This is a genomic window from Methyloferula stellata AR4 (assembly GCF_000385335.1).
GTDB lineage: Bacteria > Pseudomonadota > Alphaproteobacteria > Rhizobiales > Beijerinckiaceae > Methyloferula > Methyloferula stellata.
Genome location: NZ_ARWA01000001.1, coordinates 2446849 through 2471629, shown reverse-complemented (window position 1 = coordinate 2471629; position 24781 = coordinate 2446849). Strand labels below are relative to the sequence as shown.

Below are 24781 nucleotides of genomic sequence, written 5' to 3'. Positions count from 1 at the left end.
AAGGACGAGGATTTTTCTACAGAAACATGCCGATCTCTCGTCCTTCGAGACGCTTGCTTCGCAAGCTCCTCAGGATGAGGGATCGGTCGGCTCCCAAGATATTCATAGAATCGGCGCTAAAAATGCTGGTAGGAGCCTGCCTCGAAAGACAGCAATTCGCCCTTGGCGTCCCGGATGCGGACCGGCTCGCGCCCAGGCGTGCACATGCCGATCTCCTGCACCTTGATGCCCGCCGCCGCGGCAGACGCGGCAAAGCCTGCCTTTTCTTCGGGCGGGACGGCGCAGAGGATCTCGTAATCGTCGCCACCCGTCAGGATTGTGGAAAGGCATTGCGGCTCGGCGGCGAGTGCCGCTCGGGCCGCCTCCGACAAGGGCACCTGCCCCGCGCCGATTTCGATTGTCAGACCCGCGAGCCGCAGCATTTTGGCGAGATCCCCGGCAAAACCATCGGAAATATCCATGGCCGCGTGGGCGTAGGCGCGTAGGGCTTGCCGAAGTCCCACCCGCGGTTGCGGCAGGAGATAGCGGTCGCGAAGATAAGCCGCCTGGGTCTCGTCGAGCCCGCCGATCCAGGGCCGGTTGCTTTCCGCGTTCTGGCGCAATTTGAGGCCAAGCGCCGCGTCGCCGATCGTGCCGGTCACGAAGAGATGATCGCCTGCCTTGGCACCGCCGCGCGGGATCATCTTACCTTCGGGCACTGTGCCCATCGCCGTGATCGAGAGGGTCAAAGGCCCGGGCGTGCGTACCGTGTCACCGCCAAGCAGCGGAATGGCGAAAGTGCCGGCATCCGCGCCCAGGCCCGCGGCGAAAGCCTTCAGCCAATCCTCCTGCCAATCGCCCGGCAGGCCGAGGCCCAGCAGAAAGCCGCGCGGCTCGGCGCCTTTCGCGGCCAGATCGGAGAGATTCACCCGCAGCGCCTTGCGGGCGATCATATCCGGCGGATCGTCGGCAAAGAAATGCACGCCCGCGACAAGCATATCCTTGGTGAGGACAAGCTCGTCGCCCGCCGCGACTTTGAGCAGCGCGGCATCGTCTTCGAGCCGCAACGCGCCCGGCCCTGCCAGCGGGGCAAAGATCGTCGCGATCAATGCGTCTTCGGAGAGGCGTGGCATGATGTGTCTATGTCAGCCATGAATGGCTTGCTATTAGCGCCATGATCGACGAACTTCGCGAGATCGCAGTTTAGCCATTAACCCGGCAATAAAGCCAATGAGCCTCACCATCTACTCTATGCAAGAACATGAAAGGGTGATCGAGGCTGAGCAGCGGTACGGGAATTTCTACGTAAATGCTTACAACACGACAATTCTTCTATCAAATATCATGATGTGGCCAGTTACAGACTGCGAAATATTCATCCGTTTCCTGTCTCAATTGAAAAAGTATCACTCACTATCACTGATATCGACGGTGCGGCTTCATCGAATTCAGGCAAAAATGGACCTGCGCTATTTTTTGGAATCAACCGTCAATGCTGCCTATGCGCTAACCCATCAGAACACCGAAATTTATTTCAATTACGAAGGTAGCAAACAGCCCGAAGCGCAAAAAGCATCTTTAAAAGCCTACAAATGGATCGACGACGCATATAAAGAACACTCGAAAATGATCCAACAAATTAAGAATCAGATCAACGACCAATCAGCTCACGCGAACATTTTTAATAGCCAACATAACTTTAATTATGTGCCCGGGACGCGAGCAGAAATTCACACGAGTTTTTTCGACTTTGAGGACGAGAAATGGATCAAGGCCGACCTCTATCAATGCGCACAAGCTGGGCTCATCGCTATTGATTTGCTGCTCGCCGTACAAAAGCAGCATGGTGGATTTTTACCTTCGACCGATGCGATTGATGGCCTTCCCGCGCTGATCGCAGACAACGACGCGCTGCTGGAAGAACTTGGAGTTAAAAACTAAGGCGCAGCAAGCGCAACTCCCACTGTATGCAGCGGTAGCTCAAACTCAGAATGGCGAGGTGCAATGGCGACAAAATACACAATCGACAAGATTCAACACCATCTCAATTATGAGATTTGCATGCTAAATGGATCTTACGCCTTGATAATGAAAATCGATGACCTGCTCGAAAAAGCTGGAGCTTCCCATCTGCAGCGGCAAGATGCTCTAAATGCGATGAAGGAGAACTTCTGTCTGCATACCCGTGTGCTTGCCGAATTCTTCATCCAAACAAGAACGAACTCAGCGTCTGATTTCGCGACCCCTGAATATATCCCCGGTAAAGCTCCTGCGGGAATGATACAGAAACTGAACAATCAATTATCGCATCTAATGGATAATCGCACAGAAATAGATACCGACAAGATTCAGGGTGCGGATCGTGATGCTTATCTTCGATGGATAAGCGATGAATTGCAACGATGGCTGCCCATGCGTGCTCCTGAGTATTCCATGATGGACATATCTAATGTCGACCTATCAGCGATCCCCTTAGGGAATTTGTTTTCGGGATCAACCGAGACTACGAACTACGTGAGCTCTGTTTCCTCCCCTCATTGAATATCATATTTTGAGCTTTTTTGGTCACTCCGCATGCTCAACGCTGTGCAAATGCGCCACCCATGCGTCGGGCAGTCCATGCGCCTGCGCCCCCTCGCGCAAGAGCGTGATGTAGCGCAGCGACGGGCGGCCGTCGGCCTCATTGCCCTCGGCGACATAGGTGAAGGCTGCGATCTCGCCGCCATCGCCATCTTCCGCGTTGAGCCACACGGGCCGGTAGCGCTTGCCGGGGACCCCTTCCGATAGATTGAGGCGCAGCATCTCGCGGCCGGTGATGCGATAAAGCACGCCCCAGACTTCCGCCTCGGGATCGGCGCAGATGTTGGCCGGCGCGGCTTTGCCCTTCGGCCTGCCGTCGAGATTGAATCTCAGCCGATAGCCCTTGACGCGCCCTGGCCGCCGCTCGATCGGCCGCATGCCGCGCCGCTCGATAAAGGCGCTCTCATGCATGTTCGAGCCATAGGCGAAATACCAGACCGTATGGTGAGGGCGGCCCGAAAGTTCGATCTTATGATGCCGATAATACCAGCGCGACAGCGTCCAGGAATTCGCCGTCAGCCTGCGCCATCTTGTTCTGACTAAAGTTGCGATCCGAACAATCATCGAAAAATGCTCGTTTCACCCGTCATTGCGAGGAGCGAAGCGACGAAGCAATCCAGTCCCGCCCTCTGGATTGCTTCGCTTCGCTCGCAATGACGACAGTGCAATGACGAAGCCCTTATGCCAATGAGTCGTAAAGATCGTTCCATTCCGGGTTGAAACTTTCAATCAGCGCCAGCTTTTTGGCGCGGCTGCCACCCTTGATCTGCTTCTCGCGCGCAATCGCATCGATCATCAAATCGTAATATTCATACCAGACAAACCTCTTACAGTCGTAGGCGCTTGTGAATCCTTTGACCAAGCCTTCGCGATGCTCGAATGCTCGCCGCGACAGGTTGGCTGTGACGCCAGTATAGAGCGTGCCGTTGCGTTGGCTCGCCATAATGTAAACGCAAGGCTGTCTCAGGCGTCGCTCCGATCCTGCAACCGTCATTGCGAGGAGCGTCCAGCGACGAAGCAATCCAGAAAGCAAAGGCCTAGAGCTCTGGATTGCTTCGCTGCGCTCGCAATGACGGCGGAGAATGCTATTCCACCGTCACGCTCTTTGCGAGATTGCGCGGCTGATCGGCGTCTTTCCCCAAAAGCACCGCCGTATGATAGGCGATGAGCTGGACCGGGATCGCATAGACGAGCGCGGCGAAATCGGGTGGCATCAGCGGCATCACGATTACCGCCTCGGCGTCTCTCGCAAAATCCTGCGCCTGACGCGGATCGCAGATCAGGATCAGCCGCCCGCCTCGCGCCGCGACCTCCTGCATATTGGAAATCGTCTTGTCGAGCACGGCATCGGTCGGCGCCAGGATGATCACCGGCATGTCTTCGTCGATCAGCGCGATCGGCCCATGTTTCAATTCGCCCGCCGCATAGCCTTCGGCATGGACATAGGAGAGCTCTTTCAGCTTCAACGCGCCTTCGAGCGCCAAAGGATAGGATGTGCCGCGGCCGAGATAGAGAATATCGCGGACCTTAGAGAGGTCATGTGCGAGCTTTTCGACCAGCATTTCATGTTTCAGCACTTCCGCCATGAAGCCGGGCAGCGCCATCAGCTCCGAGACGAGCCGCGCCTCATTCACCTCGTCCAACGTGCCGCGCGCGCGTCCGAAAGCGAGCGCGAGCGCGGCCAGCACGGCGAGCTGACAGGTAAAGGCCTTGGTGGAGGCGACACCGATCTCGGGGCCCGCCAGCGTTGCCGCCGCGACATCGGCCTCGCGCGCCATGGTGGAGGTCGCGACATTGCAGACTGCGATCGTCTTTTGCCCGCAGGCTTTCGCCATGCGCAGCGAGGCAAGCGTATCGGCCGTCTCGCCCGATTGCGAGACGACGATCGTCAGGCCGCCCTCTTCGAGCGGCACGTCGCGATAACGGAACTCCGAGCCGATCTCGACATCGACGGCGAGCCGCGCGAAACGCTCGAACCAATATTTGGCGGTGAGCGCGGCGAAATAGGCGGTGCCGCAGCCGGCAATCGTCAGGCGCTGCAGCTTTTTCGCATCGACCGGCAAGTCGAACGGCAAGGCGACGCGGCCGGCAGACATATCGAGATAATGCGCCAGCGTGCGCGCCACGACTTCCGGCTGTTCGTGGATTTCCTTCGCCATGAAGTGGCGGTAATTGCCCTTATCGACCATGAAGGCCGAGGCCAAAGTCTTGATCTTGCGCCGCTCGACCGGCAGCCCGCGCGCATCGCGGAACTCCGCCGAATGGCGCGTCAGCACGACGAAATCGCCATCTTCGAGATAGGTCAGCGTGTCGGTGAAAGGCGCCAGCGCCAGCGCGTCGGAGCCAAGATAGATTTCGCCATCGCCGTAGCCGACTGCGAGCGGTGCGCCTTGCCGGGCGCCGATCAGAAGATCCTCTTCGCCGTTAAAGAGCAGAGCCAGCGCGAAGGCGCCTTTGAGGCGCGGCAGGCTCTCGGCCACCGCCTCGACCGGCTTCATGCCGTTCTGCATCGCATCGGTGATCAGATGGGCGATGACTTCCGTGTCAGTTTCGGTGACGAATTTATGGCCCTTGGCCCGCAATTCCTCCCGCAATTCGCGGAAATTCTCGATAATGCCATTATGCACGACCGCGACTTTGTCGGTCGCGTGCGGATGCGCGTTATTCTCGGTCGGGCGGCCATGCGTCGCCCAGCGGGTATGGCCGATGCCGATCGGCCCGAGCAGAGGCTCCTTGGCGAGCAGCGCCTCCAGATTCTTGAGCTTGCCTTCGGCCCGGCGGCGCGTCAGCTTGCCGCCTTCGAGTGTGGCGATGCCGGCTGAATCATAGCCGCGATATTCGAGCCGCTTCAGGGCTTCGAGAAGCCCGCTCGCAACCGGCCCCCGCCCGAGAATGCCGACAATTCCGCACATCGCATGTCTTTCGGTTTGGAGTTCGACGATGTTTACGCATGATCTCGTCCAAAAAGCCGGCAACTTTTTGGGGTCATGCTTCAGCTCTTCTTGTTCTTGGCGCGAAACGCCGCCGCCCATCCGGGCTTTTCGATCTGGTGTACGCGCGCAAGCGCCAGCGCATCGGCCGGGACATCCTGCGTAATGACGGAACCCGTTCCGATATAGGCGCCGGCGCCGATCTTCACCGGCGCCACCAGAGCCGAGTGGACGCCGACGAAGGCATCCTCACCCACTTCCGTAAAAAACTTCGAGAACCCATTATAATTGCAGGTGATTGTTCCTGCACCAATATTGCTCCTGGCGCCGATTTTGGCGTCACCGATATAGCTCAGATGATTGGCCTTCACGCCCGCTTCGAGGACGGCGGCCTTCACCTCGACGAAATTGCCGACGTGCACATTCTCATGCAGCACGGCGCCCGGACGCAGCCGCGCAAAGGGACCGACGATGGCATTCGGCCCGACGCTCGCCCCTTCGAGATGCGAAAAGGCCAGGATTGAAGCCCCCTCGGCAACGGTGACGCCCGGTCCGAAAACGACATGCGGCTCGATGGTGACGTCGCGGCCAAGCACCGTATCGAAAGAGAAATAAACGCTCGTCGGTTCACGCATCGTCACGCCGGCTTGCATAGCTGCGAGGCGCAGACGTTCCTGCAGGTAGGATTCGGCCACCGAGAGCTGGAAGCGATCATTGACGCCGAGGACTTCGTCGGCCGGCACGTCGAAAACGGCGGCCAGGACGCCATGCGCCCTTGCGACGGCAACGGCATCGGTCAGGTAATATTCATTCTTGGCATTGGTATTGCCGATAGCGTCGAGAAGCTTCAAGGCGCCATGCCCGCCGAAGGCCATGAGGCCGGCGTTGCAAAGGCCGATCTCGCGCTCTTCCTCGCTCGCGTCCTTTTCCTCGCGGATCGCGACGAGTTCACCATTCTCGCGGATCAGCCGTCCGTAGCCCGTCGGATCCTCCGGCTCGAAGCCGAGCACGACGACGGCAGCGTGGTAATCGGCCAGCGCCCGGCGCATCGCCAGAAAAGTCTCGCCGCGCACCAGCGGCGTGTCAGCAAAGACGACGAGGAGATCGTCATAGCCGCGGGCGATCGCCTGCCGCGCCGCCAAGACCGCATGCGCTGTCCCGCGGCGCTCGGTTTGCAGGAAAATTTCCGCTCCGGGCTTCAGTTTTTGCACCTCGGCCTCGACCGCCTCATGCCCTGGGCCGACCACCACCGCGACGTGATCGACCTCGGCCGCCGCGAGCGCCGCGAGCACATGCGCCAGCATGGAGCGTCCCGCGAGCGCATGCAGCACTTTCGGCTTCGACGACTTCATGCGCGTGCCTTCGCCTGCCGCGAGGACCACGGCGAGGCATGTTCGTTTCGACGTCGGCTCAGAATTCATGAATAGTCGCGGTCCTCGTGGTTACGGCCGGGCTTTCGCCATGATCATGTGGTGAAAGCTTATCTAATGAGTGAAAACACATCCCGTCGCGGCCAAAATTAGGTTATAGATAAAATAAACCCTTCTCAGATGGCATGGCGCGAAAATACCCCTCGGTTTTGCGACCGATTGTCATCTGAACTTCCGTCAAATCATATAGTAAAGCGGTACAGCCCAGGTCCGCCGGTTAGGTTATGTTCGAGCGTCGGGACGTACTCAAATTCGCTCTCGGCAGCCTAGCGGTGCAGCAGGCTGCGCGCTTGGACGCGTCGGGCCTCGCCGGCTTCGGCGCATCCCCAGCCTTGGCCCAAGAGCCGGCTCAAAGCTTCGCTTTGTCAGACCCTACCCCTTTCGAGGCCGGGCTGGTCACGGAAACAGCCAGAAATCTGTCAAAACAGCCGTTTAAGGCGGCGAGCAGCGACCTGCCCGAGTCCTTGCGCGGCCTCACTTACGAACAATATGTGACCATTCGCAGCAAACCGTCCGCGAAGATCTGGGCAGCGGAGAATGTCGGCTTCGCGCTGGTGCCCTTGCACCGGGGTTTTATTTTTTCGACGCCCATGACGATCAATCTCGTTGCCCAGGGTCAGTCGCGCCGCGTTATCTATGATCAGAATCTGTATGATTTCGGCAAGCTCGCCGTCCCGCCCAATCTCGGCGATATGGGATTCTCGGGCTTCAAGGTCGAGGCGGCCCAGGGAACGGATGCATTTTCCGAGATCGCCGTCTTCCAGGGCGCCAGTTTCTTCCGGGCCATGGCGCGCGGGCAAAATCCAGGCACAATGGCAAGGGCGCTGTCGATCAAGACGGGCGATCCGCGCGGCGAAGAATTTCCGGCGTTTCGCGCGGTCTGGATCGAACGCCCGGCGCTGGCTGTCGATGCAATTGTCATCCACGCGATCATCGATTCGGAGAGCCTGACCGGCTCCTACCGCTTTACCGTAAGGCCGGGCGAGGCGACGATCATCGACACCGAATGCACCTTGTTCGCGCGCACGGTGGTCGACCATTTCGGTCTCGCCACGATGAGCGCCACGCATCTTTTAGGCTCGATCGACCGGCGCCGGTCGGATGATCTGCGGCCCAATGTCAGCGAGGTCGGCGGCTTGCAAATGCTGACTGGGACCGGCGAATGGATTTGGCGGCCGGTCGCCAATCGGGAGACCTTGCAAATATCGACCTTCGTCGACGACAAGCCGCGCGGCTTCGGCCTCCTGCAACGCGACCGCGATTTCGAGCGGTACCAGGATGACGACCAGCATTGGGAGCAACGTCCCTCGCTATGGATCGAGCCGATCGGCGACTGGAGTTCGGGCGGTATGCAGCTCCTCGAAATTCCGACCGAGACCGAAGCCAATGACAACATCATCACCTATTGGCGGCCCAAACAAACTTTGGCGGCAGGCAGCGAAACTTCTTTCGCCTATCGGCAGTTTTGGTGTTGGAGCCCTCCCGAACGCCCGTCCTTGGCCGTCGCCACCGGATCCTATTCCGGCCGCGGTCTCGCTCAGCGTCGGCGGCGTTTCATTGTCGAATTCACGGGCGACATTCTTGCCGATCAAATTCAGGGCCAGGATATAAAACCGAGCTTGAGCATCCAGCCGGGAACGATCACATTGATCCGGACTTTCCGCTACAGGGATTTTAAGGTTTTCCGGGTCTTGTTCGAATTCGATCCAGGTAGCGAGACTTCGTGCGAAATACGCCTCGTTCTCGAGGCATCAGGTAAACCAGTAAGCGAGACATGGCTCTATCGATGGACGCCCTAACGGATCTGCGCAGCGACGATGGCCTCGGCCCCAAATGGGACGACCGCAGCCAACCCATCGACATCGCGTCTCCGATGCCGCCCGAAGCGCCGCTCGCCATGCCGGTCCAGAGCCTCTATCATTTCGATACATCGCAGTGCCATAAGGCCAGCCGCCGCTGGGTGAACTTCGGGACGGTTATGGCGCGTCTGATCACCTTCGGCGGCGCTTTGGCGCTCACCGTCTACGGCACCCAGCAAATGTATGAAGTCGTCGCCGTCGGCGGCGTGACGCCGCTCGAATGGGCGCTCGTCTTTCTCTTCGTCATCAATTTTTCCTGGATCGCGCTTGCCTGCACGAGCTCCCTGGTTGGATTTTTCGGGCTTTTGTTCCGCTCGCCGAAACCGGCTGCCCTGCCCGCGGCGCTCACCGAGAAGACGGCCGTCGTCATGCCGATCTATAATGAGGCGCCGGCCCGCGTCTTCGGCACCCTGCAGGCGATCTACGAGGACGTGCAGGCAACGGGCTTGGGCGCGGCTTTCGATTGGTTCCTGCTGTCGGATACGACCGACCCGGATATTTTCATCGCAGAGGAACAAGCCTTTATCGCGATGCGCCGGAGACTCGGCCCGACCGCCCGCGTCTTCTACCGGCACCGTCCGAAGAACATTGCCCGCAAAGCCGGCAACATCGGCGATTTCGTCACCTCCTGGGGCGGCGCCTATCCGCAGATGGTCGTGCTCGATGCCGACAGCATCATGACCGGGCATGCGATCGTCACCTTGGCCGCGACCATGGAGAGCGATCCCGATGCCGGCATCATTCAGACGCTGCCGCTCATCATCAATCGCAACACGCTGTTTGCCCGCGTTCAGCAATTCGCGGCGCGCATCTACGGCCCCGTGATCGCGGCGGGCCTCTCGGCATGGATGGGCCGCGACGGCAATTATTGGGGCCATAATGCGATCCTGCGCACCAAGGTCTTCGCCGATCATTGCGGCCTGCCGCTCTTGCGCGGACGCCCGCCCTTCGGCGGCCATATCCTCAGTCATGATTTCGTCGAAGCGGCCTTGATCCGGCGTGCCGGCTACGCGGTCTATATGCTGCCCGATCTCGGCGGCAGTTACGAGGAAAGCCCGCCCTCGCTCATCGATCTTTCGGCCCGCGACCGGCGCTGGTGCCAAGGCAATCTGCAGCATTTGCGGGTCCTGCCAGCCGCCGGGCTGCACTGGGCCTCGCGGCAGCATTTCATCACCGGGATCATGGGCTATCTGACCTCGCCCTCCTGGATGCTGCAGCTCATCGTCGGTATCGTGCTCGTCTTTCAGGCGAGCTACATAAGGCCCGAATATTTTTCAAACGACTTCACTTTGTTTCCGGCCTGGCCGCGCTTCGATGCGGAAAAGTCGCTCGAACTTTTCGCGACGACCATGGTCATCCTTCTGTTGCCCAAGGTCTTCGGCCTTTTGCTCGCGCTCTGGCAAGGCCAAACGCGGCGCGGCAGCGGTGGCCCCATTCGCCTGATCATTTCGGCGGTCTTCGAGATCATCATGTCGGCCTTGCTGGCGCCCATCATGATGCTGATCCAGACCGGCCATGTCGCGCATTTCCTCTTTGGCTTCGACACGGGCTGGGACCCGCAGCGGCGCGACGACGGATCGATCCCCTTCAAGGCCATCGTGCGGCGGCACCGCTCGCATGTGGCCTTGGGCGTTTTGAGCCTGATTGCGGGCCTCTTGATCTCTCCGTCGCTCGTTGCCTGGATGTCGCCTACGATCGCCGGACTCATCCTCGCGATCTTCATTTCCTGGGTGACCGGCCTTCTCGGCCCTGGCGTCGCCTTGCGCCGCCTGGGGCTGCTGCTGACGCCCGAGGAAAGCGTCAAGCCGCCCGTGGTCGTCCGGGCGAATGCGCTTGCCGAGGAGCTCGGCGTTCACGCCGAAATCCCCGACGGGCTGCGCGCATTGCACGACGACGCGCATTTCAGGCTTCTGCACGAAGCCTTTCTGCCGCCGCGCCGCCGCCGCAAGCGCGGCGAGATCACACCGGAATGGGCACTCGCCGAAGCCAAACTCACCGACGCCGAAAATCTCGACGAAGCCCTGAGCTGGCTCAATCCGAAGGAGCGCATGGCGACGCTTCTCGACAAGGTCCTGATCGAGCGCCTGAGCCTGCTCACCGACCCGCGCGCCGAGAAGGCCGAGGCGGCCTGACGCAGGCAAAGTCCTGACCTTTCAAGATTATAATAGTTCTAAAGATTCCAGCGACTTATTGCGGAACGGCTATCTGTGAGCTATTTCTAAGATTGTCATATGATCATCGCAGCGCGATCCACGGTGATCGCGCTTTTCCTGGCCTGCTTGATGCTTGGCTAGAGTCAGGGCCGCCGCCAGCCTTCCCGATCAGGAGTTCTTGAGAATGATTGGTGCGTTGATCATCGTCTTGCGTGAAGTCATCGAGGCAGGACTGATCGTCGGCATCGTGCTGGCCGCCACCAAGAACATTCCGGGCCGGATGACCTATATCGTCGCCGGGCTTCTGAGTGGTCTCGCCGCCGCGGCGATCGTCGCCGTCTTCGCGAAAGAGATTTCAGACGCGCTCGAAGGTTTCGGGCAGGAAGTCTTCAACGCCTCGATCCTCGCAGTCGCCGTTTTGATGCTGACCTGGCACAATGTCTGGATGGCGCGGCATGGCCGCGAGATGAGCGATCACATCCGCCAGATCGGCCATGACGTCGAAACCGGCGCGCGGTCTCTCTTGGCACTTGCGGTCGTCGTCGGCATCGCGGTTCTGCGCGAAGGCGCCGAAGTCGTGCTGTTTCTCTATGGCATCGTTATTTCGAGCGGCGTGTCTGGGCTCGGCCTTCTGGCCGGCGGCCTCACGGGCCTCGGGCTCGGCGTCGCCATCAGCTTCGTCACCTTTGTCGGTCTGGCGAATATTCCGCTTCGCTATCTCTTCCGCGTCACCGGCGTGTTGATCGCCTTCATGGCGGCCGGAATGGCGGCACAGAGCGCCGGGCTTTTGCAGCAGGCAGGCATCATCACGACATTCGACAGGATCATGTGGAACACGACCGGCGTCCTGCCGGAAAACAGCATGATCGGCCGGGTGTTCCAGACGCTGCTCGGCTATTCCGACCAGCCGACGCAATTGCAGCTTGCCGTCTATCTCGGCGCGCTGCTGATCATCTTCAGCCTGATGAAACTGATGACGCCGCCGCCGAAGCCGATGCAAAGGCTCGCGACGCATAAAGCATGATCGCGAAAAGCTGCGGACTTTTCGGACCAAGATCATGCGTCCCAAAGAATAGAGAAAACGTCACCCGTCTTCGCGCATGGCCTCGTTGAGCCGCGCTTCAAGGACCTGCGGCTTCAGCAGAACCAAGGCGCCACGCGTCTTTTCGATGAGGCCCTCCTGCGCCATGGCGGAGAGCTCGCGCGTGACCTGCTCGCGCCGGCAGCCGATTCGCGCCGCCAGCACATGATGGAACGGCGGCGGGGTCACGGTTTTTTCGGCGGGCTTGCCGGGACGCGGGTTCGACATGCGCAAAAGCTCCGAATAAAGCCGGTGCTTCAGGTCGAAGATGGAATGTTCGGCCAGACGCGCGTTGAGTTCACGGACGCGGCCCGTCAGCAGGCGCAACACCCTGTCGCAGCTGATCGGCGAAGCGAAAATGATTTCGCGGAAGACGGCCGCCGGCATGATGCACAATTCCGACTTGGTCAAAGCCGTGACATTGGCGGAGCGCTTCGTGCTGTCGATCGCCGATAATTCGCCGAAAAACTGCCCAGCCCGCATTTCGGCCAGGATGATTTCCTTGCCGGCCATCGTCCGGATCAAGATGCGGACTTCGCCCGCGATGATGAAATAGACGTCGGAAGATTCATCCTCGTAATCGACCACGACCTCGCCGTCGTCGTAACGGCGCCAGGCGCAGCGGCGATCAAACCGATCGAATTCGAGATCCGAGATATCTTTAAAGAAAGGAACACGTCCAAGAGTTTGCATTGGCTATTCGCCCCCCAAACCGGAAGATTCCGATATAGGCAGACCGCTTTTGTGAAGCCTTTGCAGCTCTCTGACAAGCCGGGCGCCGAAGTTACGCCCGCCAAAGTGCCGTCCGTTAACGGATCAGCGCGCCGCGGCGATCCTGAGCGCCGCCTTCAGCGTATTGGCCATCAGCATGGCGATCGTCATCGGGCCGACGCCGCCCGGAACCGGCGTGATCGCGCCGGCATGTGCGATCGCCTCGTCGAAATTGACGTCGCCGACCAGCCGGGTCTTCGGCTTTCCGTCGGCGGTCAGGCCTTCCGCCGGAATGCGGTTAATGCCGACATCGATGACAAGCGCGCCTTCCTTAATCCAGCTTCCCGGCACCATTTGCGGCCGTCCGACCGCGGCGACAAGAAGATCGGCGCGCCCGACCACCCCCGCCAGATCCCTGGTTTTCGAATGCGCGATCGTCACCGTTGCGTTCTGCGATAGAAGCAATTGCGCCATCGGCTTGCCGACGATGTTGGAGCGGCCGAGCACGACCGCGTTGCAGCCCGAGACCTCGAAGTTGAGCGCCGCCGCGGCGCGCTCGATGAGCACCATGGAGCCGGCCGGCGTACAAGGCACGAGCGCCTTGTCGATCTCGCCGACGCCGAGCAGGCCCACGTTGACCGGATGAAAGCCGTCGACATCCTTGGCGGGCGAAATCGCCGCCAGCACGCGCGTCGAATCGATGCCCTTCGGCAAAGGCAATTGAACCAGGATGCCGTGAATCAAAGGATCGGCGTTGAGATCCTCGACGAGCTTCAGCACTTCGGCTTCAGAGACCGTATCGGGCAGCGTGTGCTGCACTGAGTAAAACCCGCAGGCTTCGGCCGCCTTGCCTTTCGATCGCACATAGACGGCGCTCGCCGGATCGTTTCCGGCGAGGACGACGGCGAGGCCGGGTTTCAAGCCGGAAGCGGCGAGCGAGCGCACCTTTTCGGCGGTCTCGGCCAGGACGAGTTCCGAAACGCGTTTGCCATCGATGATCAGGGCCTTGCCTGCCGATGGGCGCAAAATGCCGTCCGACGCGGTTTCAACCGTATTTGCCGCTGTGCTGAGTGCCTCGCTCAATCCCGCTTGCTCCCGTTTTCTGCCAAATGGGTCTTGTTTCGACCTTCTCTGTCAGACTTGCGCCGGGCTGCCAAGCCCCGCCCCGAATCCTGTCCCAAAACCGCCGGAGTGAAGGCAAAGCGCGCGTCATGGCAGGCGCTCTCCCCTGGGCGCAAAAGCCGCATCGAGGGTTTGGCGGATAAATCGCCGTCGAACCCGTCCGGGTCGCCATGGCCTGTCCAGAACTCTATGGCGAGAAATGGTGCCGGCGGCTTCGCCCAAAGCGCGATATGGGGAAAATCCTCAAGTTCTATGTCGAGCGCCGCGCCGTCTTCCGCCTGGAACCGAAGGCCTTGGCTTCTGGCATTCAAAAAGCACAGGGCCTCGCGCGCGAAAAGCTCCGGGGTCAATTCAAGCACGCGGCCGTCGAGCGGCACGGACCGGCTTGTCTTCGCGAAAAGTCCCGCAGCAGTAATCTCCGGCACATAGGGATCTTCTTTCGTATCGAAGATAATCCGATGCCGGATCTGGCCGCCAGAGCCAAGCGGCCAGCGGAAACCCGGATGCAACCCGCAGGCATAAGGCATAGGCCCCGGCCCGCGGTTGGTAACATTCAGGCCGACGCGCAAAGACCGACCCTCGAGCCTGTAATCGACGCAGAGCCTGAAATCGAAAGGATAGAGCGCCAGCGTGTCCGGCGTGCTGTCCAGCGTCAGCCGGACGAAATCTTCGGCGAGGCGCGCAACGCGAAACTGCATGTGACGCGCAAAGCCATGCAGCCCAAGCGGATAGAGCTTGCCGCCAACCCGCACCCCGCCGCCACGCGTCCAGCCGACCACAGGAAAGAGAATGGGCGCCGTCTCGGCCCAGATCGCCGCGTCCGGCATCCAGAGCAGCGGCTCGCCAGCTACGTCCCAGCGCAGCAGTTCCGCGCCTCCGCTGGAGATCTCCGCGACGGCATCGCCCGACCGCAGCCTGATACGGCCCCTCCACGAACCGTTACTCAATTGCAACGCTCCTGCACAAGATCGCGACTCCCTCCCCTCGAGTGTGACCTCGATCACAGAAGCCAAAACCCGACTCGATCATGCTTTTTAAGTCGAAGCCATTCCCACTTCACAGCACCAAGAGGACGTCATGAAAATTCTGTCTTTGATCGGAGCCGCTTCCGTTCTTTCGATGTCTTTTGCCGCGCAAGTCCTGGCTGGCCCCGTCGGGGAATGGCGCATCGCCGACGGAAGCGCTAATGTCTCGATCCGTCCCTGCGGCAGCAATTTGTGCGGCTTCGTGTCCTGGTCGCAAGAGGGGCAGAACGTGGTCGGCCAAGAAGTTTTGATCAGCATGCGCCCGAACGGCGCTTTGTGGTCGGGCACGGTCGTCAACGTCCGCGATGGGCAAAAATATGCGGCGCGCATGTCGATGCAAGACGACGAGACTTTGAAGGTCGAAGGCTGCGTCATGGGCGGCATGATCTGCGGCGGCCAGAAATGGGCCCGCGTCCAACACTGACTTTTTAGCGACATATTAGACCCGCCATCAATTTGATTGGAACGATACAATGAAATGGGCCTTGAAAATTGGCACGGCCGGTCTCGCAATAGCCGCGGCGGCCGTCGGCGCGGGATTTGCGCTCGAACATCTTTTCGTCGATGCGCTCGCCCGGCGCATTGAAGACAAGACCGGTCTCCAGGCCCATTTCACGAAAACCGATCTCGGCTTTTGGCCCGAGCTTCATTTCACCGGCGATGATCTGCGCTTGACCGATTCCGATCCAAGCCACGATCCCGTGCTCGCGGTGGACCGGGTGAGTTTCGATCTCACCTGGGAATGCCTCGTTTCAGGCAAACCGCGCATCGCGCATGCAACCTTGATCCACCCGCAATTCTATATTGTCGAGGGCGAGACGAAGAAGGCCGCGCCTACCGTCCCCGAAAACAAGATGAGCCGTCTCGCCGAGGAGGCGAAGCTCGACGGCGTCACGATCCAGAACGGCGCCATCACGATCGAGAACAAGGCGCGCAAGGCGAAGGTCCATGCCGAAGCCATCGACCTTCGTGTGCAGGCCGCGGACAATGGCGCGCTCGATCTTTCGGGCAACGGCCGACTGAGCGGACATGACGTCAGATTCAAAGCCGAGGCGGCTTCGCTCAAGGATCTTGCCGCGGGCACACCGACCACGCTGAAAGCCGAGATCAACGCCGATCTCGGCGCGACGCCGGTGACATTGCAAAGCGAGATTCTTCTGACCGATAACGCCTTGCATTTCGCGGCGGGCCCGCAGCAGCTCAGCCCCAATCAGGTGAAAGCGACAGGCGCGCTCGACTGGTCGAAAGACGTTCCGGCCCTCTCGCTCACGCTCGTCGCCAATGAGCTGTCGATCGGCGCCGTCAATCTCGACGCGGTCCCTGCCGGAGACCTCCGCGACACGCTCGACCGGCTCAATGATCAGCCTTTGGATCTGAGCCCGTCGCGGCTTTTGGACATTGCCATCGATGCGCGCGTCAAAACATTGAAAGCCGGATCGGTGAAGGCCGGATCGCTCCAGGCGAAAGCCAATCTGAGCGACGGGTTTCTAAAGCTCGGCCTGCAAAGCGCCGACTTCTACCAAGGGACGATGCGCGCCGATCTCGCCGTCGACGGCAATCGGCCAGTGCCGCAGGAAAGCCTCGACATGGTGCTTGCGAGCGTCAACACCGCCCCGCTTCTCGCCGATGCCGCGCGTTTCAATCATCTCGAAGGCAGGCTCGACATGGCCGTGAGCTTGAAGACGACCGGCTCCGATTCGCATGCCATGGCGAGCGCTTTGACGGGCACGAGCCGCCTGCATTTCCATGACGGCGCGATCACCGGCATCAACGCCCCTTCGACCTTGCGCGCTGTTCTCGCCTATCTGCCGCCAGCTTGGCAAAGCCTGTCGAACCGCATCGATGTGACAGTTCTCGACGGAACCTTCGCGATCAAGGACGGCATGGCCGTCACCAACGATCTGCATGCTGCGAGCCCGATCATCGATGCACGCGGCAAAGGCAACGTCGGGCTTGCCGATCAGACCTTCGATCTGCGCTTCGAGCCGAAGGTCGTGACCCAGGCCGGCAGAGATGCCGCCGCGGCCAAACAGCAAGCGGCGGTCTCACCCCTCGATCTCGGCGCGGCCATTCTCGTTCGCGGAGCTTGGACCGATCCGCAGGTTTCAGCCGATCTTAGCGGCCTGTTGAACGATCCGCACGCGATCGAAAAGCTCTCGACGCTTGGCCAGGAATTTCTAGGCGGTGGCGCGGGCGGTAGCGGCGGACTTGGTGGCGGGCTCGGCGCCGGCGGCCAAATGCCCGACGCAGAGACGATGAAAAGCATGGGCGATCTTTTGGGCGGTCTCCTTGGCGGCGGCGGCATGCCGGACCAGCCCGGCAGACGTGGCCGTTAACACGATCGGACAAGGCCTAGCTGCGGCGCACGGTATTCCTTGCCGCCGCTTTGCCGAATGTTCGCGAGTATGACATTTTGCGGCGAAACTCAGCCTGCGGACATTGGTGAGAGTATTTCGCGGTGAACCTTCACCTCAATCGGCCCTGGCGGCGGACGCTCTTCGGGAAATACGTCACCTCATTTGTCGGGCTGATGATTTTTGTCCTCGCGATCATTGGCGCGACGGATATTTGGATCACCTATCGCGACACGAAACATGCGCTTTTGCACGCGCAGGGCGAGAAGGCGGATGCCGCCGCGCTCAAGGTCGAGCAGTTCCTCGCCGAAATGGAGCGGCAGATCAGTTGGGCGACCCGCGCCAGTTCCGTCACATCCGAGCAGCGCCGCGCGGATGACGAAACAATCCTCGAACATACGCCTGCGATCGCGGGGATCGCGCAGCTCGACGGGTCCGGCCGCCTGATTCTCAATCTCTCGCGCGATGGATCGGCTACCGCGACCGAGGCCGATTATGCGCTGGCATTTCGCTCCGCGCAGATCGACAAGCCGCAATTCGGTCCCGTGCGCTTCACGCCGAATGGCCCGCGCATGCAGCTCTTCATGGCGCATCCGGGCAATCGCGGCGGCGTGACGATCGCCGATATCGAGCTTCGCTACCTGTCCGATATCGTCAACGGCATTCAAGCCGGCTCCGGCGTCTATGCCTATATCGTGACGGCGGACGGCCGCCTCATCACCCATGCCAATGCGGGCGTCGCGTCGCGCCATGCCGATTTCTCGCATCTGCCGCAAGTCGCCGCAGCCATGAAAGGCGCCGAACAGCCGGTCGAGATCGGCAAGAACCTCGACGGCGAGGAGGTGCTTTCGGCCTATGCGCCCATTCCCGGCCTGAACTGGTTCTTATTCGTCGAAGAGCCGCTGTCGCAGGCCTATGGGCCGGTCTATGCGCTCCTGGCGCGGCTGCTTTGGCTTTTCGCCTTCAGCCTGGCGCTTTGCATCGTCACCAGCATTGCGCTGGCCCGGCGCATGAGCGTCCCGATCAAAGCGCTAGAGGCCGGCGCCTCGCGGCTTGCGGCGGGCGATTTCAACCATCCGATCGATGTCCATACCGGCGACGAGATCGAAGCTCTCGCCAATGAGTTCAACCGCATGGCGCGGCAGCTTCAGGACTCCTACGTCCGGTTGGAGCTGAAGGTCGAAGACCGGACAAGAGAACTTGCCCAATCGGTCCGCGAATTATTGGCGCTTGATGAAGTTGGACGCTCGGTCGCGGCGTCTCTCGATCTGACCGACGTTCTCGCAACCATCGTCGGACGCGCCGCCGATCTTGCTCAGGCGGAAGGCGGCGCGATCTATAGTTTCGACCGCGATCTGCGCTCCTTCAAGCTCGCCGAGGCGCATGGGCTCGATCCCGGTTTCGTGCAGGCCATCCGCGCGGTGCGGCTCAACCGCATCGATGGTCTTTTGAGCGAGATCGCCGCGCATAAGAAACCGATCCAGATTCCGCAGATCGCCGACGCCATGGATTTTCCCTTGCGCGCCGCGACGCTCGCGGCCGGATTCAAATCGGCTCTGATCGTGCCGCTCGTCGGCTCGCGCGATGTGCTCGGCGTTCTCATCGTGGAACGCCGCACGCCCGGACGGTTTCCGGCCAATACGGTCGCTCTCATGCAATCCTTCGCGAACCAATGCGTGCTCGCCATGAACAATGCGCATCTCTTCCATGAGGTCGAGGAAAAGGGACGCCAATTGGCGATCGCGAGCGAGCATAAATCGCTCTTCTTCGCCAATATGAGCCATGAACTCAGGACGCCGCTCAACGCGGTTCTGGGCTATGCTGAACTTTTGCAGGACGGGCTTTACGGCGAATTGCCGGAACGCGCCAAGCCCGTCATCGCCCGCGTGCAGAGCAATGGCACCCATCTCTTGGGTCTCATCAACGATATTCTCGACCTCTCCAAAATGGAGGCCGGCGAAATGTCATTGATGCTCGAAGCCTATTCGATGCGAAACGTCATCGAAGCGGTCGTCGGCACCACCGGCTCGCTCGCTCATGCCAAGGGCCTTAAGGTCACTCAAGAGATCGCCGACAATCTTCCGGCGGGCTTCGGCGACGAACGGCGCCTGACGCAGGTGCTTTTGAACATTGTGAGCAATGGGATCAAGTTCACCGAGACCGGCGGCGTGACTATCCGCGCCAAGGTGATCGACGAAGATTTCGAACTCTGCGTGGAAGACACGGGGCCAGGCATCGCGCCCGAAGACCAAGCCCGTATTTTCGAGGCTTTCCAGCAGGCCGACAATACGAGCACAAGGATCAAGGGCGGTACCGGGCTTGGGCTCTCGATCAGTAAACGCTTCGTCGACATGCATGGCGGGACGATCAGCGTGACGTCGGCCCCTGGTACGGGATCGATTTTCCGGGTTCTGATCCCGATCCGCGTCGATCAGGAGCGCCGGGCAGCCTAAAGCATAATCTCAAAAAGTTCGGGCAGGTCCAATACACATGCGCCCGAAATGCCCCACCTTCCTGAAACAAACGGCCTAAGACCAAAAACTCGGCGAATCTCGACGTTTTTCAGGTAATAGTGTACCCAGCAGTTTTTTCAGAGGGTGGAAACAGTGCGCAGCCCGCCGCGTATTCTTGCGGTCGACGACGTTCCCGAAAATCTCGACATCGTGCGCATGCGCCTCGAGGCGCATGGCTATGAGGTCGTGACCGCTATGGACGGCGAAGAGGCGTTGACCCAGGCCCGCGAACATCTGCCCGACCTCATCTTGCTCGACATCATGATGCCGAAGCTCGACGGCATTTCGGTCCTGAAGATCTTGAAGCAGGATCAGCGCTTCGGCTTCGTTCCGATCATTCTCCTGACGGCCAAGGCCGACCGCACCGATATTGTCGCCGGCCTCGATGCCGGCGGCGACGATTATCTGACGAAGCCCTTCGATCAGGCGGCGCTCATCGCGCGCGTGCGCTCCATGTTGCGGATCAAGGCTCTGCACGATGTCGTTCAGGATCAGACCGTGCAACTGGCGGCGCAGACCAAGCAGCTTGAGAACTGGAACCAGTCGCTCGCTCAGAAAGTCACCGAACAGGTCACCGAAATCGAACGCATGAGCCGCCTCAAGCGCTTTTTGTCGCCGCAGGTCGCAGATGTCATCGCGGCCAGCAGCGAGCAGGAAGACCTTTTGCGCAGCCATAGGCGCGAAGTCACGGTCCTCTTCTGCGACCTGCGCGGCTTCACCGCGTTTACCGAGATCGCCGAGCCGGAAGAGGTGATGGCGGTCCTGCATGAATTCCATCACGCACTCGGGCAATTGATCGACCGCTATGAAGGTACGCTCGAACGTTTCGCAGGCGACGGGCTTCTCACCCTCTTCAACGACCCCCTCTCCTGCCCCGATCATACGATGCGGGCCGTGCGCATGGCGGTCGAGATGCGCGAGAGCGTCGAAGTGCTCGCACGGACATGGCGCAAGCGCGGTCATGATCTCGGCTTCGGAATCGGCATCGCGCTCGGCTACGCAACCTTGGGCAAGATCGGCTTCGAGCGCCGCTTCGATTATGCCGCGGTCGGCACGGTGACGAATCTTGCCTCGCGGCTTTGCGACGAGGCCAAGCCCGGCCAGATCCTCGTCGATCAGCGCGTCTTCAACGTGATCGAAGAGACATTCGACGCCAGATCCATCGGCACGCTCAACCTGAAGGGCTTCCGCCGCGCCGTCGAAGCCTTCGAGATCATCGGAGCGCGAAGCTGAATAAGCCCGGCGACTTCGCGGCGCTGCTACGGATCAATCCGTTCTTCGCCGGGCTCGATGCGCAAGCGATCGAGAAGCTTGCCAGTCTCTGTCAGAAACGCACCTTGCCCGAAGGCGAGACGCTTTTCGTCAAAGGCGACAAAGGCGATGCACTTTACGGCATCAGGCGCGGCCAGATCCGCATCGAAACGGGCACGCCGTCCGGCGACACTCTGACCTTGAACGTGCTTGGACCCGGCGATCTTTTCGGCGAGATCGCGCTTTTCGACGGCCAGGCACGCACGGCCGATGCCGTAGCGGCGGAAGCCAGCGAGCTTTTCGTGCTCCGTCGCAGCGACTTTCTTGCCTATCTCGAAAAAGATGCCCGTGTCGCGATCCGCGTCATCGAGCTTTTATGCCAGCGCATCAGATGGGTCAGCGACCGTATGGAGGAAACGGCGCTGCTGCCGTTTCAGGTGCGCCTGGCGCGGCGGCTCGCCATCCTCGTCGAGGATTTCGGCATGGAAATTCACATCTCGCAGGACCGGCTTGCGAATTATGTCGGCGTCGCGCGCGAGACGGTGAACCGGCAATTGCAGATCTGGCGGCGCGCTGGCCTTCTCGATCTCGGCCGCGGGCGCATTTTGATCCGCGACCGCGAGAAGCTCATGCGGGAAACAGGCGCGGAGTAGACGCGATCAAAAATGGTCAAGGCAAGCTTTCAAATATACGCATAAATTGAGACAAGCCTAAAGCGGATTGTCGAGATATTGGATATAGTTCCGTCTCGCGATCAAAATCACTCCGGGATGGTTATGCTTCAAAACGTGCAGGCGCAACCGGCGCGCAAGAAAGTCCAAATATCAAAGCTCATCCGCGAAGATTGGTTTTTAGGCTTTAGCTACGCGACGAGTCTCGCCTTTTTCGTCGCCGGCGACTTTCTGCTTGCCGATCTGGCGAACCCCTTCCGGTGGGCTCTGATTTTCGGATGGCTCTTCGCAACCGTGCTCGGCTCAGCTCTAAGTGTGGTGCGTCACGCCGAACAGCTCGCATTGCGGCTCGGCGAACCCTATGGCACGCTGATCCTGACCTTGTCGGTCACTTCGATCGAGGTGATGAGCATCTCCGCCGTGATGACGCACGGCGACAACAATCCGACCCTCGCACGCGACACCATGTTCGCCGTGATAATGATCGTCCTCAACGGCATGGTGGGATTGTCCTTGCTGCTCGGCGCCTGGCGCCACCGCGAACAGCACTATAATCTGCAAGGCGCGAATGCCTATCTCGGCGTGATCATCCCGCTCGCCGTGCTCGCACTGATCCTGCCGAATTACACATTGACGACGGAGGGCCCGACGCTCTCGACCATGCAACGGATGTTTCTCGTCGTGACCTCGGGCATCCTCTATTGCGCCTTCCTCGCCATGCAGACCGGCCGCCATCGCGGCTATTTCACGGTCGCCGGAGAAATCCCCGAGGATCATAAGGCCGAGAAAAGCGAGGCGCCGTTCATCGTGCATGCTCTTCTGCTCGCCGCCTATATGCTGCCGATCGTTTTTCTGGCCGAGCAGCTCGCGCATCCGGTCGATCATATCCTAGAGACGATGCACGCTCCGGCGGTGCTCGGCGGTGTGATCATGGCGGTTCTCGTTGCAACGCCGGAAGCCATCGGCGCCGTCCGCGCGGCCGTTGCCAACCATTTGCAGCGGTCGGTGAACATCTTTCTGGGCTCGGTGCTCTCGACCATCGGGCTGACCGTGCCGGGGATTTTGATCGTCAGCCATGTCACCGGCCGCGATATCACGCTTGGCCTTGAGCACACAGATTTTCTCATGCTGCTATTGACGCTCGCCGTCAGCGTCGTGACCTTTGCGAGCGGCCGCACCAACGTCCTGCAAGGCGCGGTGCATCTCATCCTCTTCATGGCGTTTTTCATGCTCATTTTTGAGCATTGAAAAACCGCTGGTTTAGGATCAGGACTCAATCATCGAGCCGTGAGCCAACGGGCGTGCTCTGCACGCCCGTCGAAAAGAATAAAGACGCCCGGCTGAAGGCCGGCTTATGGCTCCGAAGCAATCCATGCCATTGTCTGAGCGGGCTGCCTCTGGATTGCTTCGCTTCGCTCGCAATGACGCTCCTCAGGTCACGATGAAGTCCTGACCCCGGATCGTGCTTCTAATCTTCGATCTCGCCGTCGTCGTCTTCGAGCGGCTTGTCATTGAAATCGTCGCCCTCGCCGTCGCCCTCTTCCGGCTCTTGCTCGCGCTCCGGATCAGGCTGGTCGATGTCGAGCAAGGGCTCCAGGGCTTCGTCTTCGAGCGGATCTTCGTCCGCGGTCAAAGCCAGATCGTCGTTCGGCAGCGGAATCTGGAATTCCTTCGGCAGGCGGCCGTCGAAAAGCCCGGCCCCTTTCAGCTCTTCGAGGCCCGGCAGATCGCCGATCGCTTCGAGGCCGAAATGCAATAGGAAAGTCTCGGTCGTTGCATAAGTGACAGGGCGTCCCGGCGCTTTGCGGCGACCGCGCAGACGCACCCAGCCGGTTTCGAGCAACAGATCGAGCGTGCCTTTTGAAATGCCGACGCCGCGAATATCCTCGATCTCGGCGCGCGTCACAGGCTGATGATAAGCGACGATCGCAAGCGTCTCGAGTGCCGCGCGGGAGAGTTTCTTCGGCTCGGTTTCGGTCCGCGACAAAAGCCAGCCGAGATCCGCCGCCGTGCGGAACATCCACTTATGACCCACCCGCACGAGATTGACGCCGCGCGCGGCATAATCCTGCTTCAATTGCGCCAGCACCTGCGAAACGGCGATGCCATTGGGCATGCGCCTGGCGATCTCGCCTTCGTCCAGAAGATCAGCCGCGGCAAACAGCATGGCTTCCGCGATGCGGATGGCCTCGCCAAAAAGCGCGTCAGAGGACTCAGATTCGTTCTCGATCTTCGTTTCACCTTCAAGGTGCGGAAACAATCTTGCGATCTCGCCCAAAAATCTCTCCTCCAAAACTTAACCGCCGAGTGCCATCAAACCGGTGCCGCATCCACCACACGCGGCGCACTCTTGATCCAGATCGGGGCGAAGGCCCGGTCCTGTCTGATCGCGACCGTACCCTCCTTGACCATTTCGAGCATGGCCGACAAAGCCGAGGCGCGAACCGTGCGCCGCATCTCGGGCGTCGTGCAATATTCGATGAGATAGGAATCAAGCGACGTCCAGTCCAAGGCCTGACCGGCGAGCTTCTCAAGCGCCGCTCGCGCCTCGATCAGCGACCAGACCAAGCGCTTTGGCATATGCATGGTCGAGAGCGCCTGTTTCTGTCTTTGCCGTGCATAGGCGGACAGAAGATCGTAGAGGCTCACCTGCCAAAACGTGGTCGAGATGATGTTGAGCTGCTCGGGCTGGCCGCGGCGGAAGACATCGCGATCGAGGCGCGGCCGGTTGACGAGCGCATCGGCCGCGGCGCGGATCGCCTCCAGCCTTTGCAGGCGCAACGCGAGCGCTTCGGCAAGCTCGGTACCGTCGGGCTCCGCATCTTGCGGACCTTGCGGCAGCAAAAGCCTGGATTTCAGATAGGCAAGCCACGCCGCCATGACGAGATAATCGGCGGCGAGTTCGAGCCGCACGCGCCGCGCCTCGGCGATGAAGGAGAGATATTGATCGGCAAGCGCCAGGACCGAGATTTTGTGCAGATCGACCTTCTGCCGGCGCGCAAGATCGAGCAAAAGGTCGAGCGGCCCTTCGAAACCGTCGAGATCGACCAGAAAAGCAGCCTCGCCTTCGCTCTTGATTTGCTCTTGTTCGTCGAACGGCAGGTCCGCCACCGAATCAATCT

21 protein-coding genes are annotated in these 24781 nt (G+C 60.3%); 11 read left to right on the top strand and 10 right to left on the bottom strand.

Features of this window, described 5'->3' with window-relative positions; all coding sequences use genetic code 11:
* Positions 1-116 precede the first annotated feature (116 nt).
* The gene (thiL, locus tag A3OQ_RS0112150) at positions 117-1112 is read right to left on the bottom strand and encodes a thiamine-phosphate kinase (protein ID WP_020175663.1); all 996 of its coding nucleotides are present in this window, start codon (positions 1110-1112) and stop codon (positions 117-119) included.
* A gap of 97 nt (positions 1113-1209) precedes the next feature.
* Here thiL and A3OQ_RS0112145 point away from each other — a divergent pair, with 97 nt between their 5' ends.
* Together A3OQ_RS0112145 and A3OQ_RS0112140 are read left to right on the top strand one after the other, a co-directional pair.
* Positions 1210-1920, top strand: a complete 711-nt coding sequence (locus tag A3OQ_RS0112145) for a hypothetical protein (RefSeq protein WP_152428422.1) — start codon at positions 1210-1212, stop codon at positions 1918-1920.
* A 63-nt stretch (positions 1921-1983) separates the two neighbouring features.
* The gene (locus A3OQ_RS0112140; RefSeq protein ID WP_020175661.1) at positions 1984-2520 is read left to right on the top strand and encodes a hypothetical protein; all 537 of its coding nucleotides are present in this window, start codon (positions 1984-1986) and stop codon (positions 2518-2520) included.
* A gap of 24 nt (positions 2521-2544) precedes the next feature.
* Here A3OQ_RS0112140 and A3OQ_RS0112135 read toward each other — a convergent pair whose 3' ends face one another.
* The 4 genes from A3OQ_RS0112135 to glmU form a co-directional block, all read right to left on the bottom strand.
* Positions 2545-3123 (bottom strand): gamma-glutamylcyclotransferase family protein, encoded by a 579-nt coding sequence (locus tag A3OQ_RS0112135; protein WP_020175660.1) that lies wholly within the window; start codon positions 3121-3123, stop codon positions 2545-2547.
* A 115-nt stretch (positions 3124-3238) separates the two neighbouring features.
* A complete protein-coding gene (locus A3OQ_RS0112130) occupies positions 3239-3526 on the bottom strand; it encodes a GIY-YIG nuclease family protein (protein WP_026595765.1) in 288 nt (95 codons plus the stop codon).
* Positions 3527-3644: 118 nt separating this feature from the next.
* Positions 3645-5471 carry a glutamine--fructose-6-phosphate transaminase (isomerizing) gene (glmS, locus tag A3OQ_RS0112125; protein WP_026595764.1) on the bottom strand — a complete coding sequence of 609 codons (1827 nt, stop codon included), beginning with the start codon at positions 5469-5471 and terminating at the stop codon, positions 3645-3647.
* Positions 5472-5551: 80 nt separating this feature from the next.
* A complete protein-coding gene (gene glmU, locus A3OQ_RS0112120) occupies positions 5552-6910 on the bottom strand; it encodes a bifunctional UDP-N-acetylglucosamine diphosphorylase/glucosamine-1-phosphate N-acetyltransferase GlmU (protein ID WP_020175657.1) in 1359 nt (452 codons plus the stop codon).
* Between the two features lie 233 nt (positions 6911-7143).
* Here glmU and A3OQ_RS0112115 point away from each other — a divergent pair, with 233 nt between their 5' ends.
* From A3OQ_RS0112115 to A3OQ_RS0112105, 3 genes are all read left to right on the top strand, one after another.
* Positions 7144-8718 carry an OpgD/OpgG family glucan biosynthesis protein gene (locus A3OQ_RS0112115; RefSeq protein ID WP_020175656.1) on the top strand — a complete coding sequence of 525 codons (1575 nt, stop codon included), beginning with the start codon at positions 7144-7146 and terminating at the stop codon, positions 8716-8718.
* Positions 8706-10910, top strand: coding sequence for a glucans biosynthesis glucosyltransferase MdoH (gene mdoH, locus A3OQ_RS0112110; protein ID WP_020175655.1), 2205 nt, complete (start codon positions 8706-8708; stop codon positions 10908-10910). Before A3OQ_RS0112115 ends, mdoH begins: the two co-directional genes overlap by 13 nt.
* Positions 10911-11115: 205 nt before the next feature.
* Positions 11116-11955, top strand: a complete 840-nt coding sequence (locus A3OQ_RS0112105) for an FTR1 family iron permease (protein WP_020175654.1) — start codon at positions 11116-11118, stop codon at positions 11953-11955.
* 60 nt (positions 11956-12015) lie between these two features.
* Here the strand turns inward: A3OQ_RS0112105 and A3OQ_RS0112100 are convergent, their stop codons facing one another.
* The 3 genes from A3OQ_RS0112100 to A3OQ_RS0112090 all read right to left on the bottom strand — a co-directional run bounded on the left by A3OQ_RS0112100 (position 12016) and on the right by A3OQ_RS0112090 (position 14792).
* A complete protein-coding gene (locus A3OQ_RS0112100) occupies positions 12016-12705 on the bottom strand; it encodes a Crp/Fnr family transcriptional regulator (RefSeq protein ID WP_020175653.1) in 690 nt (229 codons plus the stop codon).
* A 123-nt stretch (positions 12706-12828) separates the two neighbouring features.
* Positions 12829-13749: a bifunctional 5,10-methylenetetrahydrofolate dehydrogenase/5,10-methenyltetrahydrofolate cyclohydrolase gene (locus A3OQ_RS0112095; RefSeq protein ID WP_040581008.1), complete on the bottom strand. Its 921-nt coding sequence runs from the start codon at positions 13747-13749 to the stop codon at positions 12829-12831.
* A gap of 53 nt (positions 13750-13802) precedes the next feature.
* On the bottom strand, positions 13803-14792 hold the full coding sequence (locus A3OQ_RS0112090; RefSeq protein ID WP_244427138.1) for an aldose epimerase family protein: 990 nt from the start codon (positions 14790-14792) through the stop codon (positions 13803-13805).
* A 130-nt stretch (positions 14793-14922) separates the two neighbouring features.
* On the opposite strand from A3OQ_RS0112090, the gene A3OQ_RS0112085 reads away from it, so the two are divergent.
* The 6 genes from A3OQ_RS0112085 (at position 14923) to A3OQ_RS0112060 (ending at position 22907) form a co-directional block, all read left to right on the top strand.
* Positions 14923-15294 carry a DUF2147 domain-containing protein gene (locus A3OQ_RS0112085; protein WP_020175650.1) on the top strand — a complete coding sequence of 124 codons (372 nt, stop codon included), beginning with the start codon at positions 14923-14925 and terminating at the stop codon, positions 15292-15294.
* A gap of 49 nt (positions 15295-15343) precedes the next feature.
* Entirely contained in the window at positions 15344-17206 is a 1863-nt protein-coding gene (locus tag A3OQ_RS0112080; RefSeq protein ID WP_020175649.1) for an AsmA family protein, read from the top strand.
* Between the two features lie 122 nt (positions 17207-17328).
* Positions 17329-19677, top strand: a complete 2349-nt coding sequence (locus A3OQ_RS0112075) for an ATP-binding protein (RefSeq protein ID WP_020175648.1) — start codon at positions 17329-17331, stop codon at positions 19675-19677.
* A 153-nt stretch (positions 19678-19830) separates the two neighbouring features.
* A complete protein-coding gene (locus A3OQ_RS0112070; RefSeq protein ID WP_020175647.1) occupies positions 19831-20970 on the top strand; it encodes a response regulator in 1140 nt (379 codons plus the stop codon).
* Positions 20967-21641 carry a Crp/Fnr family transcriptional regulator gene (locus A3OQ_RS0112065; RefSeq protein ID WP_026595762.1) on the top strand — a complete coding sequence of 225 codons (675 nt, stop codon included), beginning with the start codon at positions 20967-20969 and terminating at the stop codon, positions 21639-21641. Before A3OQ_RS0112070 ends, A3OQ_RS0112065 begins: the two co-directional genes overlap by 4 nt.
* Positions 21642-21764: 123 nt before the next feature.
* Complete coding sequence (locus tag A3OQ_RS0112060) at positions 21765-22907, top strand: calcium:cation antiporter (protein ID WP_020175645.1); 1143 nt, start codon at positions 21765-21767, stop codon at positions 22905-22907.
* A gap of 220 nt (positions 22908-23127) precedes the next feature.
* Here A3OQ_RS0112060 and scpB read toward each other — a convergent pair whose 3' ends face one another.
* Complete coding sequence (gene scpB, locus A3OQ_RS22205; protein WP_020175644.1) at positions 23128-23937, bottom strand: SMC-Scp complex subunit ScpB; 810 nt, start codon at positions 23935-23937, stop codon at positions 23128-23130.
* 35 nt (positions 23938-23972) lie between these two features.
* The gene (locus tag A3OQ_RS0112050; protein WP_020175643.1) at positions 23973-24770 is read right to left on the bottom strand and encodes a segregation and condensation protein A; all 798 of its coding nucleotides are present in this window, start codon (positions 24768-24770) and stop codon (positions 23973-23975) included.
* Between the last annotated feature and the right edge of the window lie 11 nt (positions 24771-24781).

What these genes read in the sequence shown, in the direction of transcription:
- thiL (WP_020175663.1), bottom strand. Translation starts at nt 1,112, where the DNA reads ATGCCACGCCTCTCCGAAGACGCATTGATCGCGACGATCTTTGCCCCG.
- A3OQ_RS0112145 (WP_152428422.1), top strand. Translation starts at nt 1,210, where the DNA reads ATGAGCCTCACCATCTACTCTATGCAAGAACATGAAAGGGTGATCGAG.
- A3OQ_RS0112140 (WP_020175661.1), top strand. Translation starts at nt 1,984, where the DNA reads ATGGCGACAAAATACACAATCGACAAGATTCAACACCATCTCAATTAT.
- A3OQ_RS0112135 (WP_020175660.1), bottom strand. Translation starts at nt 3,123, where the DNA reads ATGATTGTTCGGATCGCAACTTTAGTCAGAACAAGATGGCGCAGGCTG.
- glmS (WP_026595764.1), bottom strand. Translation starts at nt 5,471, where the DNA reads ATGTGCGGAATTGTCGGCATTCTCGGGCGGGGGCCGGTTGCGAGCGGG.
- glmU (WP_020175657.1), bottom strand. Translation starts at nt 6,910, where the DNA reads ATGAATTCTGAGCCGACGTCGAAACGAACATGCCTCGCCGTGGTCCTC.
- A3OQ_RS0112115 (WP_020175656.1), top strand. Translation starts at nt 7,144, where the DNA reads ATGTTCGAGCGTCGGGACGTACTCAAATTCGCTCTCGGCAGCCTAGCG.
- mdoH (WP_020175655.1), top strand. Translation starts at nt 8,706, where the DNA reads ATGGACGCCCTAACGGATCTGCGCAGCGACGATGGCCTCGGCCCCAAA.
- A3OQ_RS0112105 (WP_020175654.1), top strand. Translation starts at nt 11,116, where the DNA reads ATGATTGGTGCGTTGATCATCGTCTTGCGTGAAGTCATCGAGGCAGGA.
- A3OQ_RS0112100 (WP_020175653.1), bottom strand. Translation starts at nt 12,705, where the DNA reads ATGCAAACTCTTGGACGTGTTCCTTTCTTTAAAGATATCTCGGATCTC.
- A3OQ_RS0112085 (WP_020175650.1), top strand. Translation starts at nt 14,923, where the DNA reads ATGAAAATTCTGTCTTTGATCGGAGCCGCTTCCGTTCTTTCGATGTCT.
- A3OQ_RS0112080 (WP_020175649.1), top strand. Translation starts at nt 15,344, where the DNA reads ATGAAATGGGCCTTGAAAATTGGCACGGCCGGTCTCGCAATAGCCGCG.
- A3OQ_RS0112060 (WP_020175645.1), top strand. Translation starts at nt 21,765, where the DNA reads ATGCTTCAAAACGTGCAGGCGCAACCGGCGCGCAAGAAAGTCCAAATA.